Origin of the sequence: Deinococcus budaensis, from assembly GCF_014201885.1 — a bacterium.
Taxonomy (GTDB): Bacteria; Deinococcota; Deinococci; order Deinococcales; family Deinococcaceae; genus Deinococcus; species Deinococcus budaensis.
This window is the reverse complement of sequence record NZ_JACHFN010000002.1, coordinates 99,715-114,282: the sequence shown is the minus strand read 5'-3', so window position 1 is coordinate 114,282 and position 14,568 is coordinate 99,715. Positions and strand designations below refer to the sequence as shown.

Here is a 14,568-nt window from a genome sequence, read left to right as displayed (position 1 = left end):
CGGCGGGTGGGTCTCACAGGCCCAGGCGGCTGCGCGGCGTCAGCGTGACCAGCGCCTGCGCCAGTGCGGCGGGGTCGTGCCGGGCCTGCTCGTCTTCGGGGTGCAGGAGGGGCGCGGAGCGGATGCGGCCTTGCAGGTCGCCGCCCGCCCCGACCAGGTCGAGGACCTGCGCGCCCTCGGCGGCGTAACGGGCGCGCACGTCCTCCGGCACCGGCGTGCTGTTCATCAGGACCCAGTCGGGCGTGCGGCCCAGGTGGGCGGTGATGGCGCGGACGTGGTCTTCCAGGCCCAGTCCGGTCGTCTCGCCGGGTTCGGTCATCAGGCTGGCGACGTACACGACGGGCGCTGCCGAGTCGCGGATCGCCCGCGCCACGTCGGGCACCAGCAGCGCGGGAATGATTGAGGTAAAGAGGCTGCCCGGCCCCAGCACGATCAGCTCGGCGCCGTCGATGGCCTCCAGCACGGCGGGCAGGGCCGGGAGGTGGGCAGGTTCCAGCCGCACGCTCTGCACGCGCGCGCCCCCCATCTGCGCGGCCAGGCCGCTCTCGCCGCGCACCTCCCGGCCGTCGGACAGCCGGGCGACCAGCGTGGTCGGCGTGGTCGTGGCCGGAAAGACCTGCCCGCGCACCCGCAACACCTCGTGCACGTCGCGCATGGCTCCCTGAAGCCCGCCCTGTTCCTCGCTGAGGGTGGCGAGCAGCAGATTGCCGAAGGTGTGGCCTTCCAGCCCCTCGCCACGCCCGAAGCGGTGCAGCAGCAGCCGCGCCAGGACGGGGCTGTCCGAGAGCGCCGCGTAGCAGTCGGTCAGGTCGCCGGGCGCGATCATGTCGAGCGCCTCGCGCAGCCGCCCGCTCGATCCGCCGTCGTCCGACACCGCCACGATGGCCGTGAGGTTGCCCGAGTGCGCCTTGAGGCCGCTGAGCAGGTTCGACAGCCCGGTGCCGCCGCCGACCGCCACGATCCGGGCGCCGCGCGAGAGGGTCCGGTGCGAGTAGATCACGTCCAGCGCCTGCTCGGGGGCCGTGCCGGTCGAGCGCAACATCGAGCGGTTGAGCATGGCGATGCTCAGCAGCGCGCCCCCCAGCGCGAGCGCCATGACCGAGATGCCCGCCACCCACAGCGGCAGCACCTCGGGTTTGGTCAGGGCGTTGAGCCACAGGATCCAGCGCGTGGCCGTGAAGTGCAGCGGCCCGGTCCAGGTGAAATGCAGGAAGCCGACTGCCCCCAGCAGCGTGCAGACCGCGAACAGCAGCAGCCAGCGCTTGACCCCCAGCCCCGGCGAGAGCCACATGCGGGCGCGCCGGGCCTGCTCGCGCGCGGCGCGGCCCCCGCTGCTGCCCTGGCCCCCGCCCGGACCGGGGCCTTGCAGACCGGTCGGGTCACTCATTCCTCACCGCCGGGGCGCATGTCGCGGTGGTCGGCCACCTGCGCGCCGAGGTCCAGCAGGTCGCCCGCCAGCCGCGCGGCGACCGCCACCGAACGGTGCTGCCCGCCGGTGCAGCCCACCGCCACCGTGTACCCGTGCCGCCCCGCCGCCCGCGCCCGCTCGGCGGCGATCCGCACGAAGTCGCGCACCTCGCCGTAAAACGCCTCCGAGGCGGCGTCCTGAAAGACGTACTGCGCCACCTCGCGCTCCAGCCCGGTGCGGGGCCTTAACTCGGGCACGTAGTGGGGGTTGGGCAGCGAGCGCACGTCGATCACCAGGTCGGCGTCCCGGGGCGGCGCGTGCTTGAACCCGAAACTCAGCAGCCGCAGGGTGAAGTCCTGCTCCAGCCGGAAGGTCCGCAGCACCCGCGCCGACAGCTCGGCCGCCGTGAAGCCGGTCGTGTCGATCACCGTGTCGGCAATCGCCCGCAGCGGCGAGAGCAGTTCGCGTTCGCGGGCGAAATCCAGCATCAGCGTCTCGCCCAGCGGGTGCTCGCGCCGGGTGAGGTTGTAGCGCCGCAGCAGCACCTCGGAGGCCGCCTCCAGAAACAGCACCCGCAGGTCCTCGCGGCGCCGCGAGAGCCGCACGTAGCTGTCCTCCAGCGCGTCCAGAAAAAAGCGGGTGCGCGCGTCGGTGCTCACCGCCACCCGCTCCAGCCCGCGCGCCACCGCCAGATCGTGCATCGCCCCCCACAGCTCGGGCGGCAGGTTGTCGGTGATGAAAAAGCCCGCGTCCTCCAGCGTTCTGAGCGCGGTGCTTTTCCCACTGCCCGACAGGCCCGACACGATCACAAACGGCATGGGGGCAGTGTAGCGGGGGAGGGAAGCGGCGCGCGGGAGAGGCCCTGTCCTCACCGCGCGCCGCTTCCCCCGTCCCCCTTACCGCACCTTCGTCCCGCTGGGCAGCTCCAGCCCGGTCCCCACCAGATCGAGGTTGCCGTGCTCGTCCTCGGCGGCCAGGATCATGCCCTGGCTCTCGATGCCGCGCAGCCTCGCGGGCTTGAGGTTGGCGACCAGCACCACCCGGCGGCCCACCAGGTCTTCCGGCGCGAACCACTGGCGGATGCCGCTGACGACCGTGCGGGTCTCGCCGCCCATTTTCACGGTCAGCTTGAGCAGCTTGTCGGCCTTGGGCACCGCCTCGGCCGCCACGACCTCCGCCACCCGCAGGTCGATGCGCGCGAAGTCGTCGATGGAGATCAGGTCCTGCATGGGCGCGGCGGTGTCGCTGGGCGGGGCGGCGGGGGTCGGTGCGGCGACCTGAAGTTCGGGGGTCTGCGCCTCCGGGGCAGGGGCCTGCGCTGCTGGGGTCTGGGTCACGGCTTTTTTCTCCTTCTTTCCGTTCTTCGCGGGGCGGGGGGCGGGGGTCTCGGCGCTGGCGGGCACCTCGGGTTTGGGAAACAGCACCGGGCCGCCCACGACCGGCGTTCCGGCGGGGGTCAGGCCCCAGGCGGCGGTCAGCGGGTAGCGCTGGTCCCCCAGGCCGAGCTGGTGGCGCAGCTCGCGGGCCTTGCCGGGAATCACGGCCTCCAGGGCCACGCTCGCCACCCGCAGCCCCTCGGCGGCGGTGTACAGCACGGTGTCGAGGCGCCCCTGGGTCTCCTCGGCCTTTGCCAGCGTCCACGGGGCACTTTCCGCGATGTAGCGGTTGAGGCTGCGGACGAAGTTCATCGCCTCCTCGATCGCCATGTTGACCTTGAGGTCCCGGGCCAGCCGCAGCACCTCGCCGGGCAGGGCCAGCGCCGCCGCCTCCAGCAGGTGCTCGCGCTCGCCGGGTTCGTGGGCCTGCGGAATGACCCCGCCCCGGTACTTCTGGATCATGCTGACCGTGCGCGACAGCAGGTTGCCCAGGTCGTTGGCGAGGTCGCTGTTCAGCCGCGACACCAGAATCCCCTCGCCGTAGGGGCTGTCGGCGCCCAGCGAGGCCTCGCGCAGCAGGGTGTAGCGAATCGCGTCCACCGGGTACGCGCGCACCAGCGCCTCGGGGTCCAGGGCGTTGCCCAGGCTCTTGCCCATCTTGCGCCCGTCTTCGGCCAGGATGTGGCTGTGGACCACCAGCTTGCGGTACACGGGCAGCCCCGCCGCCCGCAGCATGGTCGGCCAGAACACCGCGTGCGGCTTGAGGATGTCCTTGCCGATCACGTGCCACGCCGTTCCGATGGCTGCCTCGCCCATCCCCAGACTGACCGGCCCGGAGACGTAGTTCAGCAGCGCGTCGAACCACACGTAGGTCACGTGCTCCGGGTCCCAGGGCAGCTCGATCCCCCAGCCCACCCGCGACTTCGGGCGGCTGATGGAGAGGTCCCCGACCGGTTCGCGCAGCATCTCCAGCACCTCGTTGCGGTACCCGGCGGGGCCGATGAAGTCGGGATTCTGCTCGATGTGCTGGCGCAGCCACGCCTGATACTTCTCCATGCGGAAAAAGTAGTTGGCCTCGCGCCGCTGCTCGGGCGGGTCCTTGTCACCGGGAAAGCGGCGCACCCCGTCACCGCCTTCCACCAGTTCTTTGTCGGTGACGTACCGCTCGGCGCCCACCGAGTACAGGCCCTCGTACTCCGCGAAGTAGATGTCGCCCGCGTCGTAGACCCGCTGCAAGATCTCCTGCACGTAGGCTTTGTGCCTCGGCTCGGTCGTGCGGATAAAGTCGTCGTAGCTGATCTCCAGCCGGTCCCACAGCCCCCGGAAGGCCCGCGCCGAGAGGTCGTCCACAAACGCCTGCGGCGTCTGCCCGCTTGCGGCGGCGGCCTTGGCGATCTTCTCGCCGTGCTCGTCGGTGCCGGTCAGGAAGGTCACCGCGTACCCGGCGAGGCGGTGGTAGCGGGCCAGGGCGTCGGTCAGGATCTTTTCGTACACGTGCCCGATGTGCGGCACGCCGTTGGCGTAGTCGATGGCGGTGGTGATGTAGAACTCTCGCTCGGGCTGTCTCGTCATGTGCCGCTTCTCCTCGCCCGGTCAGCCTGGGCAACCGCTCCAAGATACGGAAAACAGGTTGACCTGTAAAAAGGTGGACAGGTTTCCCGGCAAAAAGGCCGCGCCTGGACAAGGGGAAGGGGCGGGGCGCCCGGCTCGCCGCACCCCGCCCCTCCCCAACCTCGTCAGGCGCGCGGGGGCATTCGCATCATCACGGCGGGGGTGATGGTCATGCGGCCAGTGTAGCGGGCGGGCCGTCATCTTTCACCCCTTCCGGCCCCGGTCTGCCCCCTAGAATCAGGCGCGTGATAGGGATTCAGCCGCGTTTCGCATTTTTCGGGAAAGCGCCGAACAGTTCTCCACCCCGCCGAACCCGTCATCTCGTCCGGTCGGGAGGGGTCCGTGCGCGCAGGCGGCTGTTTCCGGAGGCCCGGTGATTGCCTACCTGAGCGGCGTCGTGCGCGAGGTGCGCGACGTGAGCGCCGTGATCGTCGCCGGGGGCGTGGGCTACGAGGTCTTTTGCCCGGCCTCGACGCTGGGCAAACTGGCGGTGGGGACCCCGGCCGAACTCAACATCCGCCACGTGATCCGCGAGGACGCCCAGCTGCTGTTCGGGTTCACGGACGCGGACAGCCTGCGCCTCTTCGACCTGCTGACGGGGGTCAGCGGGGTGGGGCCGAAGCTGGGCCTCGCGCTGCTCTCGGCCATGCCGCCCTCGGCGGTGGCGCAGGGTTTGCTCACGGGAGACGTGCGGCTGCTCTCCAGCGTGTCGGGCGTGGGCAAGAAAACCGCCGAGCGGCTGGTCCTCGAACTCCAGAACAAGGTGCCCGAGCATCTGGCCGCCGCCGCGCCGGGAGAGGGGGGCAAGGCCGCCCCGGTCACGGGCACGGCAGGCCGCGACGCCGTGGACGCCCTGATGGCGCTGGGCTTCCGTGAGGGGCAGGTGCGCGGCGTGGTGGCCGAGTTGCTGGCCGCCGACCCCGCCCAGAGCACCGACGCCCTGATTCGCAAGGGCCTGGGCCGCCTGCGATGAGTCACGGCGAGCCGTCCAGCGTCGCCCTGCAAGACGGCACCTCGCAAAGCGGCACTGGCGACGACCGCCAGGCGGCGCCCGGCAGCCCCGAGGAGCAGAAGGTCACCTGGCTGGAGCTGTTTTTCGACCTCACCTTCGTGGTGGCCTTCGATCAGCTCGCCAAGCGGCTGGGCGACGCGCCGAGCGGGATCAACCTCGTCAATTTTCTGGTGATGTTCGGCGCGGTGTGGTGGGCCTGGGCCGGGAACACCACCTTCGCGGCCCGGCACGGCAACCAGGACCGGGTCTACCGCTGGGGCAGCCTCGCGCAGCTGCTGACGGTGGCAGTGCTGGCCCTCTCCGAGCGCGGCGAACTCGCGGAAAATGGCCCGGTCTTCGCGCTGGCCTTTGCCGCCAACCGGGCGGTTTTGATCGGGATGCACGCCCTGATGATTCGCCGCGATCCCGAGGTGGCCGCCTTTGCCCGGCCCCTGATGACCGGATACGGCCTGGCCGCCCTGATCTGGCTGGGGAGCGCCTTTCTGGGCGGGACCGCGCAGCTGCTCGCCTGGGGGGTGGCGCTGGGGGTGGACCTGCTGACGCCGCTGCTGCTGCGTGACCGCCACGGCCAGGCGCTGCCGCATCAGGAGCATCTGCCCGAGCGGGTGGGCCTGCTTCAGATTATCGCGCTGGGGGGCGTCGTGACCGAGCTGGTGGCGGGTGGGCGCCAGCGGCCCCTCACGCCCGCCGACCTCGCGCCCTCGCTGCTGGCGCTGGTCACCGCGCTGGGGCTGTGGCGGCTGTATTTCGATCAGGCGCGCGCCCTGCCCGTGCTGGAGGCGCACCGCAGGGGCCGCATCGGGTCTTTTTTGCTGTGGCTCTACAGCCATATTCCCCTGACGCTGGGGATCGTGATGCTGGCGGTCGGCATGGGCCACGGCATCGCCGACACGGAAAACGCCCGCGACGCCGTCAACCTGCAACTGGTGGTCTGGTCGCTGGCCACCGCCCTGCTCGCGCTGGCGCTGCTGCGGGCCAACGCCCTGCGCCTCTCGCACCGCCCGTTGCTGAACCGCAGCCTGCTGGCGCTGCTGGGGGGCGTGGGGGTCAGTGCCCTGCTGTCCCTGACCGACCTCGGCACCCTGCCCCTGCACGCGGCGGTGGCGGCCCTGACGGTGCTGCTCGCCGCCGTGAGCGCCGCCGACCCCACCAGCGAGGCGCTCGGAGAGGTCGAGGAGCGGCTGGGCGCGGGCGGCTCGCCCATCTGAGGGCCGGGGCGCCCCCGTTCAGGGCAGCCGGGCCGCTTCCAGCGCGGCGGCGACCTCGCGGCCCTGGCGAACGAGCAGCAGGTCGGCGCCGGGCAGGAGGGGCAGCACCAGCAGGTCGTCCAGCACGGCCTCCGCCTGCCCCGGCAGCGAGACGAGGGCGCGGCCTTCTTCGTCCAGCCGCAGCGTCACCTCGCAGCCCGCCGCGCGCAGCGTGACGGGCCGCCCGCCCAGCCCGAAGCGCAGGAAGGGGCCGCCAAGGGCCAGCTCGGCCGGGGAGGTCGGCGGCGCCCCGGGTGGGGAAGGGGGCGCCAGGGGAGGGGGCACCAGGGCCGCGCGCAGCCGGGCTTGCAGGGTCCGGGCGCGGGCGGGGGGAAGGGCCAGGGCGGCGGCGCCCGCCTCCAGGGCACCGTCCAGCGCTTCCGGAGCGAGGCGGGCCGCGTGGGCCAGCAGGGCGCCCGCCCCCTTGCGCGCCAGGGCCAGCAGCAGGTCGGGAGGCGCGGCGGCGTAGCGCTCGGCGCTCGCGGGGCCAAAGGCGGCGGGGTCCAGTGCTCCCCCACGCAGTTGCCGCGCGGCGGCGCGGGCCAGACGCAGGGGGGCGTGGTGATCGGCGGGGTCGAGCAGCGCCGCGACCACCCGCGCCCGCGCCGCGAGCTGTTCCAGGGGGTCGCTGGGGGCCGGAGCCGGGGCGGCGGGGGCCTGCACGGCCCCGGCGGCGCCCTCCTGCGGCTCCTGCGGGGGGCCGCTGGGAGGGTCCAGCACCTGAAGGCGCAGGTAGGCCCCGCTGACCGCGAGCAGCAGGCGCGCGCCCGGCGTCTGCACCGTCTGGACCCGTTCGGCGGCGGGCCGGCCGGGGCGCAGCAGGGTCAGTTCGCCGCCCACCTGAAGCTGCCAGTTGGCCCCGATGGGTTGCCAGCGCAGCGTCAGGCCGCGCCAGCGGGCCTCGCGCCCGCCGGGCAGGTGGATCACCAGCTCGCTCGCCGCGTCGCCAGGCGTCTCCAGCGCGGCGGACGTGGCCGCGTAGAGGATGCTGCGGGCGGGAACCTGCCGGAACCTGAGCGGCCCCGCCCCTCCCGGCCCCGTCTCCCCGGCCCCCGCCGGCGCGCCCTCCAGCAGCGCGTCGAGGCGCTGGCTCAGGCGCCGGGCCGCCTCGCGGATGGCGGGGCGCTCGCGGGGGTCGCGCTCGGGCGGGTAGGGGGCACGCAGCGCCTGGATCAGCGCCTCGCGCGCTTGCAGGGAAATCGGCTCGCGCTGGGCGGCCTGAATCCGGGCCGCGAGCACGTCCGCGTCCGGGTGGCGCGGAAAGGGCGTCTCCTGCACGCGGGCCAGCGCCGCGCGCAGCCGGGCCGGTCCCTGCGGCGTGCCCAGCAGCTCGCCCAGCGCGCTCAGCAGCCCCGCGAGCACCTCCGGGCGGTGCAGCGCCGCAAGCGGGTCCCCGGCCCCAGGCACCGCCAGACCCGCCGCCTGGCCCCGGGCCTCGCGGTCGGCCGTCTCCAGCGCCGCGTACAGCACCCGCAGGCTGAGGGTATCCGGCTCGGCCTGAAGGGTGCTCCCCAGCTCGGCCAGCCGCGCCCGCAGCCCGGCCTGCCAGCCCAGCCAGCGCAACTCGGTCCAGGCCTGGGCCTCGGCCGGGTCGCCGGGCGCGGCCCCGGCCCACCCGGCCGGACTGGGGCCGGAAGCGGCCTCTCTCTCCGGCCCCGGTCCGGCGCTCTGCTGATGGGCGCGGTACTGGCGGTCAGCCTGACGCAGGCGGCGGGTCAGCGCGGGGGTCAGCGGCGCGGTGCGCAGCGCCTCGTGCAGGTCGCTCAGCGCCCGGCGGCCTCCGCGCGGCCTGCGGCCCGCCAGCACGTCCGCCACCCGGTACTCGTACAGGTCCACCAGGTCCGCCCAGGAGGTCAGGGAGGTCACCCGGCCAGTATAGGGAGGGGGCGCGCGCTGCGGCGGCGGCCGGACCGGGGGGGCCGGGGCCAGGCGACTGGGGGGGCCGGGGGGGGGAGGGGGCGTGTGCCCCCAGGGCAACCCGGTCAGCAGGCCGCCCCACCACCCGCCCCCCGGCCACAGGTCTCCCCAGCAACTCGCTATAACTAGAAGAGCCGATGCCCCGCTGCCCTACCGCCGCCGCCCCCGCTTTCGCCCCCGCGCCGGGGGGGCGGCTGCCGTGAGCGGCCTGCTGGCCGGACTGCCCAACCTGCTGCTGCTGGGGGCGCTGTTCGTGGTGGGCCTGCTGCTGAGCGTGCGGGCAGGCGAGCGGCTGCTCAGCGTGGCCGTGACGGCGCTCGCGGTGGCGCTGGCCGTGGGGCTGGCGGTGCTGGCCGTGCAAAGCGGCGACCCCCGCCGCGCGCAGGGGGTGCTGGTGGCCGCCGGGGTGCTGCTGGGCGGGGCGCCCTTCGTGCTGGGCCGGGGGGCGGCCAGCCGGCGGCCGGTGCGGATGCAGCGCACGGCCGCGCCGCCCCCGCCCGCAGCGAGCGTCACGCACCCGGACCTGTCCTTTCAGGACTACGAGGTGCTGGGCCGCATCGGCATCGGCGGCATGGGCAGCGTGTACCGCGCGCGGCGGCGCTCAGACGGGCGGACGGTGGCCCTCAAGGTGCCGCAGGAGAGGTACCTCGCGGACGCCAAGTTCGCCAAGCGTTTTTACCGTGAGGCCGAGGTGCTGCGCCGCTTCAACCACCCCGGCATCGTGCGGGTCTACGACTTCCGCATGGAAGACCCCGAGCACTACATCGCGATGGAGTTTCTCGACGGCGAGAGCCTCGAAACCCTGCTGGAGCGCCGTCCCCTGGCCTTTGAGGAGGCGGTGCAGATTCTGCGGGCGCTGGCCGACGCCCTGCGCCACATTCATCTCCAGAACGTGGTTCACCGCGACATCAAGCCCGCCAACGTGATGGTCCTCAAGGGCGCTTTCGTGAACGGGCAGCTGCGCGAGGGCGGCGTCAAGCTGATGGACTTCGGCATCGCGGTGGGCAAGGTCCTCAGCCGCCTCACCATGACGGGGGCGCGGGTCGGCACCCCCATCTACATGGCGCCCGAGCAGGCCAAGGGCGGCCGGGTGGACGCCCGCAGCGACGTGTACTCGCTGGGGCTGCTGGCCTACGAACTCGTGACCGGCCAGACCGCCTTCAAGGGCAGCTACGAGGCGGTCGTCCATCAGCAGGTGTTCGAGACCCCCAAGCCCCCCAAGGAGGTGCGGCTGGAGGTGCCGGGCAAGCTGGGCGACCTGATCTTGCACATGATCGAAAAAGACCCCGCCGCGCGCCCTGGCCTGGACGAGGTGATCGCCCGCCTCGACGCCGGGGTGCTGCGTGACGAGGTCTTCAGCGATCCCCTCGCGCTGGCCCTCAGCGTGCAGGAAAAGCGCGGCACCCTGCGGCTGCTCGACCTCTCGGGCAAGCTGCGCCTCAGCCTGCGCGACCTGGCGTCGGCGGGCCGCGAGGGCCTGCCGGGCACCCCCCGGGCGCTGGCGGCCGACCCGGAAGGCCACCTCTACGCCGCGCTGCTGGAGTTCCGCCACGGGGCGGCGGGCGCCCTGATTCGCCGCTTCTCGCCCCAGGGCCGCGAGCTGGACGCCTTCGGCGCCTACGGCCTGGGCGCGGGCGAACTGCTCTCGCCGGTCAGCCTCGCCTACGCGGAGGGCCGCCTGTACGTCCTCGACGCCGAGGCGCTTCAGGTCGTGGTGTACGGCGCGGCGGGCCAATCAGCGGGCCAGCACCTCTTTTCCTTCGGGGGGCGCGGGCCGGGACCGGGGCGGTTCGAGGCCCCGCGCACGGTGGTCGCCACGCCGCAGGGCGAGATCTGCGTGCTGGACACCGGCAGCCGCGAGGTCCAGCGCTTCTCGCGCCTGGGCGAGTACCTGGGCCGCTACGCCTTTCGCCTCGACCGGGGCAGCGACGCCCTGCGCGAGCTGGAAGGGCTGGCGGTGGACGCCGCCGGGGCCGTCTACATCGTGGACGGGGTGGCCCACAAGGTCCGCCGCCTCGCTCCCCCGGACCCGCACGCCAGCGGTCAGCAGAGCAGCCCGGCCAGCACCACCTTCGCCCTGGAAACGCTGGTCGGAGAGCCGGCAGACGCCCCGTGGCTGCTTCAGGTCGGCCCCGAAGGCCAGCTCTACGCCGTGCGGCAGGGCGGGCAGGTGCTGCGAACCTACAGCGCCGCCGGGGACCTGCTCGCCTCACGCGACATGTACGCTCCCGTGCAGGCGCTGACCCTGCTGCCCCGCCCGGTCGCGGTGGACGCTGCCCCTGCCCCGGTGCAAGCTGGCCCGGTGGAGGCCTGAGCCGGTGCCCGCTCTCCCGCCCCTCACCCTCTACACCCGCGCGGGCTGCCACCTTTGCGAGCAGGCCGAGGCCCACTTGCAGGCGCTGGAGTACCGCTACCAGCCGGTGGACGTGGACGGCGACCCCGCCTTGTGCGCGCGGCACGGCGACGATGTGCCCGTGCTGGCGCTGCTCCAGCCGGAAGGGGGGGACAGGGTCCTCCTCAAGGGCGTGCTCAGCAAGGGCCGCCTGAGCGCCCTCAAGCTCCAGCTCCTGCGGGAGGCGGCGGCCCGAGACTGAAAGCAGACGGCGGCAGGCTCGTGCAGGCCGCCCCCGCGCTATGGTGAACCCATGACACGGCTTCCGCTCCGTTCCGTACGTTCCGGGAGAGCGCCGGAACGTCCTTCACCCCGCGAAATCCGTGCCTCCTCCTTCTCTGCTCCGCAGCTTTGCAAGTCCCTTCGGTCGCGAAAGCTCTGGGCGCAGGCCCAGAACTTCCGGGAGAACCCATGAGTTGGCTAGAACGCCTGCGGGACGGGCTGAGCAAGACCCGCAAGCAGATCAATGACACCGCCGGGAACCTCGGCAGCGACCTGCGCGACGTGCTGACAAACCGCCTGGATTCCATCGAGGACCTCGAATACGCCCTGATCGCCGCCGACGTGGGCCGCGCGGCGACCGAGGAGATCCTGGCCGACGTGCGCGCCAGCGACCACACCAACCTGCAAGACGCGCTGATGGAGGCGCTGACCTTGCAACTCGAACCCGACCTGCGCCGGGCGCAGTTTCGCAAACTGGGCTTCACGCCCGACGCCCGCCGGACGGTGGTGGACCCGCGCGGGCACGTCGTCATGGTGATCGGGGTCAACGGGGTGGGCAAGACGACCACCATCGCCAAACTGGGCCAATACTACATGGGCCGGGGCAAGAGCGTGATGTTCGCCGCCGGGGACACCTTCCGCGCGGCGGCGGGCGCGCAGCTGGGGGTCTGGGGCGAGAGGTTGGGCGTGCCGGTCGTGCAGGGACCCGAGGGCGGCGACCCCGCCGCCGTGGCCTTTGACGCCGCCTCGGCGCGGGCGGCGCGCGGCACCGACCTGCTGCTCGTGGACACCGCCGGGCGGCTGCACACCAAGCACAACCTGATGGAGGAGCTGAAAAAGGTCCGCCGGGTGATCGACAAGGCCGACCCCGGTGAACCCGCCGACGTGTGGCTGGTGCTCGACGCCGTGACCGGGCAAAATGGTCTGGCGCAGGCCAAGAAGTTCCACGAGGCCACGCCGCTCTCCGGCGTGATCGTCACCAAGCTCGACGGCACGGCCAAGGGCGGCATCCTGGTCCCCATCGTGCGCGAGCTGGGCGTGCCCATCAAGTTTATCGGGGTCGGCGAGAGCGCGGACGACCTCCAGCCCTTCGACAGCCAGGAATTCGTGCGGGCGCTGTTCGACGTGGAGATTCCGAGAGGCTGAGCGCCGGGCCGTCTGCGCCCGCCCCACCTGCCGGGAGCGGCCTCCCCCCTCCCCGCCCCGGTCCGGACAGCCCCACCGTCCCTCCCCCGCCGGGGCCATACCATGCAGGCCATGAGTCCCGCCCCCTCTCCCCGCACCGCCACCGTCACCCGCACGACGGGCGAGACCGACATCACCGTCACGCTGAACCTCGACGATGCCGCCTACGACCCGCCCGCGACCGGGCACCCCTTTTTCGACCACATGCTCGACGCGCTGGCCCGGCATTCGCGGGTCGGCTTGACCGTGCAGGCGACCGGCGACCTGCACGTCGAAGCCCACCACCTCATCGAGGACACCGGCATCACGCTGGGGCAGGCGCTCTCGCAGGCGCTGGGGGACCGCCGGGGCACCGAGCGCTACGGCTCAGCCTTCGTGCCCATGGACGAGACGCTGGCGCACGTGGTCGTGGACCTCTCGGGCCGGGCGCATCTCGCCTTCGAGCCGGAGCGGCTCGACGTGTGGGGCACAGCGGGCGGCATGACCCACTACCACCTGCGCGAGTTCCTGCGGGGGTTTTGCAACCACGCGGGCGTCACCCTGCATGTCCGCCTGCTGGCGGGCCGCGAGGCACACCACGTCATCGAGGCGGTCGTGAAGGCCCTGGCGCGGGCGCTGCGGGACGCTGTGCGGGTCACGTCGGAGGAGCTGGCGAGCACGAAGGGGGTGCTGTGAGGTTCGGCTCTCACGGCCCGTTAGCGACACGCAGAGAGACTGCCGGGGTGAACAAAGTGCTGACATTGCTGGGCCTCCTGACGCTGACCTCTGCCGGAGCGGTGTCCGGCCCCAGCGAAAGCCGGGTGCCCCGCGCCGCTGAGGTGGACGCCGTGATCCGCGCCGTGTGCCACACGAAAACCGACCTGGGGCGCTTGAAGGGGTGCGAGCAGCAGGTGTATGAAGGCCGTCCCAGTGAGGCGATCCTGAGTCCCAAATGGGGGGGAGTGCTGTCTGTCGTCCATCCCGGCTCGTTCAGTGCGCCGAATCAAAAGGAGCTGCTGGCGACCTTCTGTACCGAATCCTTCTCCTGCTCTGGTGAAACGGTCCTGCTCCGGCAACTGCGGGGACAGTGGCAGGCGGTGAGCCTCGTGCCGGGTCTCCTTCCTTTTCAGTGCCTCAGCTATCCCCGTCCCGGCGGAACGCAGGCTGCCGTGTGCCTGAGCGCAAACGCCAGGGGAGAACCGTTCGGCTCCGCAATCAAAATCGCGTCGTGGACGGGAGGCAAAGTGAAAGTAGAGACGGTGGCGCTGTTTCCTTACCTCTCCTACGTGGACCCCAACTCCGAGCAGTGCGCGGGCCGCTGGGACTACCAGCCCTTTTCGTGGAAAGACCGTGACCGCAACGCCGACCGCGTACCGGACCTGACGGTGCTGGCGACGCTCGACATCTACCAGGGCGGGCCTGAGCTATGCCGACCGGATAGCCCTGAACGTCAGTCGGTGGGCGGAGGCCGCCGCGACCTCACCTTCGTCTGGACGGGCGAGACTCTGAAACCTACCGGGAATACCGCCGCCCTGATCGAGAAGTACGCTAGGGGGCGATGACCGTCAAGAGCGAAGTCCTTCTCCTCGACTACGGCGCGGGCAATGTCCGCTCCGCCGCCCGTGCCCTGGAACGCGCCGGAATGACCGTGCGCGTCTCGGGCGACCCCGCCGACGTGCCGCACGCGCCCGCGCTCGTCGTGCCCGGCCAGGGCCACTTCCGGCAGGTCATGGAGGCCTTCGACCGCCACGGCTTCCACGGCCCGGTGATGGACGCGGCGCAGGGCGGGGTGCCGCTGCTGGGCATCTGCGTGGGGATGCAGATGCTGCTCTCGGGGTCGGAGGAAGCTCCCGGCACCCCCGGCCTGGGCTTGATTCCCGGCACCGTGCGCCGCTTCGAGGTCGCCCCCGGGCAGAAGGTGCCCCAGATGGGCTGGAACAGCCTGGACAAGGTGGGCGACTCGCCGCTGCTGCGGGACCTCGCCTGCCCGGCCTACGCCTACTTCGTGCACTCCTACTATGTGCCGCTCGATGTGGAGGTGGACGCGGGCGCCCTGACCGAATACGGCGTGCCCTTCTGGTCGGCGCTGAGCCAGGCCAACCTGCACGCCGCGCAGTTTCACCCCGAAAAGAGCGGGGCGGTGGGGCTGGCGATCCTGACGCGCTTCCGGCGGTACGTGCTGGAGGGCGGGGCAGCCTGAGGAGCGCCGGGGGCCGGGC

At 72.5% G+C, this 14,568-nt stretch carries 12 protein-coding genes; 8 read left to right on the top strand and 4 right to left on the bottom strand.

All coding sequences use genetic code 11. The features are described from left to right. Positions 1 to 13: 13 nt before the first annotated feature. The 3 genes from HNQ09_RS03335 to metG all read right to left on the bottom strand — a co-directional run bounded on the left by HNQ09_RS03335 (position 14) and on the right by metG (position 4,356). Positions 14 to 1,291, bottom strand: coding sequence for a gluconeogenesis factor YvcK family protein (locus HNQ09_RS03335; protein ID WP_184026167.1), 1,278 nt, complete (start codon positions 1,289 to 1,291; stop codon positions 14 to 16). A gap of 92 nt (positions 1,292 to 1,383) precedes the next feature. Then, positions 1,384 to 2,226 carry an RNase adapter RapZ gene (rapZ, locus tag HNQ09_RS03330; RefSeq protein ID WP_184025485.1) on the bottom strand — a complete coding sequence of 281 codons (843 nt, stop codon included), beginning with the start codon at positions 2,224 to 2,226 and terminating at the stop codon, positions 1,384 to 1,386. Between the two features lie 78 nt (positions 2,227 to 2,304). Beyond that, positions 2,305 to 4,356 carry a methionine--tRNA ligase gene (gene metG, locus HNQ09_RS03325; RefSeq protein WP_184025482.1) on the bottom strand — a complete coding sequence of 684 codons (2,052 nt, stop codon included), beginning with the start codon at positions 4,354 to 4,356 and terminating at the stop codon, positions 2,305 to 2,307. A gap of 412 nt (positions 4,357 to 4,768) precedes the next feature. On the opposite strand from metG, the gene ruvA reads away from it, so the two are divergent. Further along, positions 4,769 to 5,368 carry a Holliday junction branch migration protein RuvA gene (gene ruvA, locus HNQ09_RS03320; RefSeq protein ID WP_184025479.1) on the top strand — a complete coding sequence of 200 codons (600 nt, stop codon included), beginning with the start codon at positions 4,769 to 4,771 and terminating at the stop codon, positions 5,366 to 5,368. After that, complete coding sequence (locus HNQ09_RS03315) at positions 5,365 to 6,615, top strand: low temperature requirement protein A (protein ID WP_184025476.1); 1,251 nt, start codon at positions 5,365 to 5,367, stop codon at positions 6,613 to 6,615. Before ruvA ends, HNQ09_RS03315 begins: the two co-directional genes overlap by 4 nt. 18 nt (positions 6,616 to 6,633) lie before the next feature. Here HNQ09_RS03315 and HNQ09_RS03310 read toward each other — a convergent pair whose 3' ends face one another. Beyond that, a complete protein-coding gene (locus HNQ09_RS03310; RefSeq protein WP_343057590.1) occupies positions 6,634 to 8,520 on the bottom strand; it encodes a hypothetical protein in 1,887 nt (628 codons plus the stop codon). 520 nt (positions 8,521 to 9,040) lie between these two features. Here HNQ09_RS03310 and HNQ09_RS03305 point away from each other — a divergent pair. The 6 genes from HNQ09_RS03305 to hisH all read left to right on the top strand — a co-directional run bounded on the left by HNQ09_RS03305 (position 9,041) and on the right by hisH (position 14,549). Further along, complete coding sequence (locus tag HNQ09_RS03305; protein WP_246363131.1) at positions 9,041 to 10,885, top strand: protein kinase domain-containing protein; 1,845 nt, start codon at positions 9,041 to 9,043, stop codon at positions 10,883 to 10,885. A gap of 4 nt (positions 10,886 to 10,889) precedes the next feature. Beyond that, positions 10,890 to 11,165, top strand: coding sequence for a glutaredoxin family protein (locus HNQ09_RS03300; protein ID WP_184025471.1), 276 nt, complete (start codon positions 10,890 to 10,892; stop codon positions 11,163 to 11,165). Positions 11,166 to 11,374: 209 nt separating this feature from the next. Continuing rightward, positions 11,375 to 12,331 carry a signal recognition particle-docking protein FtsY gene (ftsY, locus tag HNQ09_RS03295; RefSeq protein ID WP_184025469.1) on the top strand — a complete coding sequence of 319 codons (957 nt, stop codon included), beginning with the start codon at positions 11,375 to 11,377 and terminating at the stop codon, positions 12,329 to 12,331. Between the two features lie 111 nt (positions 12,332 to 12,442). Then, entirely contained in the window at positions 12,443 to 13,045 is a 603-nt protein-coding gene (gene hisB, locus HNQ09_RS03290) for an imidazoleglycerol-phosphate dehydratase HisB (RefSeq protein ID WP_246363110.1), read from the top strand. Positions 13,046 to 13,092: 47 nt separating this feature from the next. After that, the gene (locus tag HNQ09_RS03285; RefSeq protein WP_184025465.1) at positions 13,093 to 13,911 is read left to right on the top strand and encodes a hypothetical protein; all 819 of its coding nucleotides are present in this window, start codon (positions 13,093 to 13,095) and stop codon (positions 13,909 to 13,911) included. After that, on the top strand, positions 13,908 to 14,549 hold the full coding sequence (gene hisH, locus HNQ09_RS03280; protein ID WP_184025463.1) for an imidazole glycerol phosphate synthase subunit HisH: 642 nt from the start codon (positions 13,908 to 13,910) through the stop codon (positions 14,547 to 14,549). Before HNQ09_RS03285 ends, hisH begins: the two co-directional genes overlap by 4 nt. Positions 14,550 to 14,568: the final 19 nt, after the last annotated feature.